Origin of the sequence: Bradyrhizobium acaciae, from assembly GCF_020889785.1 — a bacterium.
Lineage (GTDB): Bacteria > Pseudomonadota > Alphaproteobacteria > Rhizobiales > Xanthobacteraceae > Bradyrhizobium > Bradyrhizobium acaciae.
In genome coordinates this window covers 1-967 of record NZ_JACMYK010000320.1, presented here as the reverse complement: position 1 = coordinate 967, position 967 = coordinate 1, and the positions used below count along the sequence as shown (strand labels likewise).

Here is a 967-nt window from a genome sequence, read left to right as displayed (position 1 = left end):
AGCGCCCTCTTCCTGGATACCCTCAAGGACATCTACTACGCCGAAAAGCAGATCCTCAAGGCGCTGCCGCGGATGGCCAAGGCCGCCGGCTCCGAGCAGTTGCGTACGGCTTTCGAGAAGCACCATGACGAGACCGAAGGACAGATCGAACGGCTCGAGCAGATATTCGATCTGATGGGCAAGCCGGCGCGCGGCAAGAAGTGCGACGCCATCGAGGGCATCCTCGACGAAGGCAAGGAGATCATGGAAGAGTACGCCGACACGCCGGCGCTCGATCCGGGCCTGGTCTCTGCCGCCCAGGCGGTCGAGCATTACGAGATTGCCCGTTACGGCACACTGAAAGCATGGGCAACCAAGCTCAGCATGAAGGACGCCGTCAAGCTCATCGACCAGACCCTGGCCGAGGAAAAGAAGACGGATGAAGCACTCACCAAGCTCGCCATCGGCGCCATCAACGCCGAGGCGGCCTGAGGAGACGCGCGATGAAGCGAACTATTCTGGCAATTGCCATCAGCTGCGGGCTGACACTGCCCGCGCTGGCCCAATCGGTCGGCGAGAAGACCGGCGTCAATTCCGTGCTTGGCGTCACACCGAAAACGGAAGACTTCATCAAGGAGGCCGCAACCAGCGACATGCTGGAGATCGAGGCGGCCAAGATCGCCCAGCAGAAGGGCAATACGGCGGAAAAGAAGTTCGCAGACCAGATGGTGACGGACCATACCAAGACCAGTACCGAGCTGAAGGCGCTGGTCACCGGCGAGATGAAGGCCGCATTGCCGGCCGGCCTCGACGACAGCTCGCAGAAGAAGCTCGACGTGCTGCGCAACACCAAGCCGGACAATTTCGCCAGCGAATATGATCCGATGCAGGTCAGCGCCCACAAGGATGCGGTCTCCCTGTTCGAACGCTATGCCAAGGGCGGCGACGATCCGAAGCTGAAGGATTGGGCTGACAGGACCCTGCTCGC

General features: G+C 61.2%; 2 protein-coding genes. Both read left to right on the top strand.

The annotated features are described in order from the left end of the window. Positions 1-471 (top strand): YciE/YciF ferroxidase family protein (locus tag H8A92_RS40540; protein WP_229200815.1); only part of this gene is annotated, 471 nt, incomplete at its 5' end. 11 nt (positions 472-482) lie between these two features. Further along, positions 483-967: DUF4142 domain-containing protein (locus H8A92_RS40535; protein ID WP_229200814.1), on the top strand; the 485-nt coding region annotated here is incomplete at its 3' end.